This window comes from bacterium (genome assembly GCA_021372515.1).
Taxonomy (GTDB): domain Bacteria; phylum Gemmatimonadota; class Glassbacteria; order GWA2-58-10; family GWA2-58-10; genus JAJFUG01.
On the sequence record JAJFUG010000120.1, the window covers coordinates 1 to 2,326 of the forward strand.

Annotated in this window: 2 protein-coding genes; both read right to left on the minus strand. The window is 66.9% G+C overall.

Annotated features, from left to right (window positions below):
* A partial coding sequence (locus LLH00_12110) for a hypothetical protein (protein ID MCE5272010.1) occupies positions 1–1,268 on the minus strand: 1,268 nt, incomplete at its 3' end.
* A 97-nt stretch (positions 1,269–1,365) separates the two neighbouring features.
* The gene (locus LLH00_12115) at positions 1,366–2,157 is read right to left on the minus strand and encodes an SDR family oxidoreductase (GenBank protein MCE5272011.1); all 792 of its coding nucleotides are present in this window, start codon (positions 2,155–2,157) and stop codon (positions 1,366–1,368) included.
* Between the last annotated feature and the right edge of the window lie 169 nt (positions 2,158–2,326).

Sequence of the window (2,326 nt, forward strand, 5' to 3'; positions counted from 1 at the left end):
GTCAGGCAGCCGTGCTCGCTCACGGCCAGAAGGTCCGCCCCGGTCTTCCAGGGGCCGAAATAGGGGCCGTTAATCGCACCGCAGGTGCGCCAGGTGCGTCCCCGGTCGGTCGAGACCTCGGCCGCCAGGTGGTGCGCGGCGCTCTCGAGCTGGGCGTAGACCGAGATTTCCCCGTCAATCAGCACGTAGGGGCTGGCCACCTCGAACACGGCCTGGGCGGGAAGGTCGCCACGGTCGCGGGTCAGGGCCTCGCCCGAGCGCGAGGGCAGGCGCAGGTTCTGGTTGAAGCCGCCGCCCACCACCGGGTAGAACGACTCGCGGCGCGAAAGCTGGGGCACATACTCGAAACGCCCGGTGCCCCAGCGGCGGTAGTCCTTCTGGCTGTGCGGGCCGTCCGCGGTGCGGATCTCGTACTCCGCGATCTCGCGCGGGAATTCCACATACTCACCGTGCACCTGCTTGTAGGGCAGGTAGTAGAGGCCCTCGCACTCCGGCTCGTAGAACAGGGTCAGTTTCTCGCCGGGACGAAGCTCGTAGTCCATGCTGTGGCCGCCGGAGTAGCGCTGGAACGGGTACAGACGGTTGTCGGCCCAGGAGCTGAAACCGCCGGCGTAGCCGCCCATCGCCCTGGCGCGCACATCCGCCGGGTACCAGGGAAACACGGCCACCTTGGCCGAGTCGATCACATCGGGGGCCTTGAGCTTGCCCAGGATGATGCTTTCATCCTGCTCCAACTGGCGCACCGAGGCCACCGGACTGGTGCGCGGGTCGCCGCCGTCGTTGAGCGTGCTGAACCCGAGCATGTCCGAGTCGTACATGTGGTAGGCACCGTCGTAGAACACCTCGCAGATCGTATGCCCGGTCAGAAACCACGAGCGGGCGTCGGCGAACCCGCCGGCCTCGAACAGGGCCTCCAGCAGCGGCCCGTCCTGGTAGCACAGCCCGAAACCGTAGCTGTTGAGCAGCTTTAGCGGGTCGAGCACCTCGCCCCGGGGCTCCTCGTAGGCCCAGCCGGCGATATGGTAGAACTGCCCCGGCTCCACGAAACGGCCATCGGTAAGGAGGAACCGCCAGAGCGCCTCGGCTTTCTGACGGTCGGTGACCGCCCCGGAGGCACGGTAGATGTCGCGGGCCAGACGGCCCAGGTCGCGGGCGTCGGGCTGACCCACGGTCAGCACGCCCGGCGAGAGCACCGACTGCGCCTCGGCTGGCGCGGCCGCAACCAGCATAGCCAGAATCATCAGCTTGCAGACAAGCAGATTACGCATTACAAAACCCCCGTTGGATCCAGCACCAGACAGACACAAACCATCCAATCCAGCGGCGGAGAACGTGCCGCCGCAGACAAGCGCTTTCACATCAGGCTCACATCAGGGCCTTGAGCAGGCCGCCGTCCACCTGGATCGAGGTCCCGGTGAGGTAGCTGGCGCGCTCCGAGCAGAGGAAAGCCACCAGAGCGGCCAGCTCGCGCGGCTCTCCCAGACGGCCCAACGGCACCGAGGCCGCCACCGACTCGCGGATCTCCTCCGGCGAGCGGCCCTCGGCCAGCGCACGGCTATCGAACAGGCTCTTGGTGCGGTCGGTGAGGATAAACCCGGGGCAGACGTTGTTGACGAGGATATTGTCCCGGGCCAGCTCGTTGGAGAGGGTCTTGGCCAGGCCGATCACCCCGGCGCGCACGCTGTTCGACAGGATCAGCCCGTCGATGGGCTGCTTGACCGCCACGGAGGTAATGTTCACGATGCGGCCCCAGCCGGCCTGGCGCATGGGCGGGATGCACTCGCGGATCAGGCGCACGGCGCTGAGCAGGTTCAGCTCGAAGGCTTTCTGCCAGGCCGCGTCGCTGTGGCTCTCGAAGCGTCCCGGCGGCGGCCCGCCAGCGTTGGTCACCAGGACGTGCAGAGCGCCGAAACGCTCGAGCGCGGTACGCACCAGCAGAGCGGCGCTTTCCGGCTCGGCCACGTCCGCCGCCACGGCCGCGGCCCTGGCTCCGGTGGCGGAATGAATCCGGTCGGCGGCCGCGCGGATATCGGCCTCCGTGCGCGAGCACAACACAACGTTCGCCCCCTCGGCGGCCAGCTCCAGGGCCGCGGCGTAACCCAGCCCACGGCTCGCACCGCAGACAAGCGCAGTCTTTCCGGTCAGTCCCAGGTCCATCTCGATCTCCCTCCCTTTCAGTCTCAGCCAGCAATGTCCGGTTAGGAACTTGCAGTTTGAAGCTGACCGTCTCATTTCTGCTTTGGTTTCGGCCAAAGCAGCAAAGCCAGCGGGGGCCGCAAACTCGTCCAAACCGAGACTCTGCGTCAATCTTAAGTGTTTACGGAGT

Bases quoted from the DNA above. Each gene is read 5' to 3' on its own strand.
- LLH00_12115 (MCE5272011.1), bottom strand. From the start codon at position 2,157: ATGGACCTGGGACTGACCGGAAAGACTGCGCTTGTCTGCGGTGCGAGC.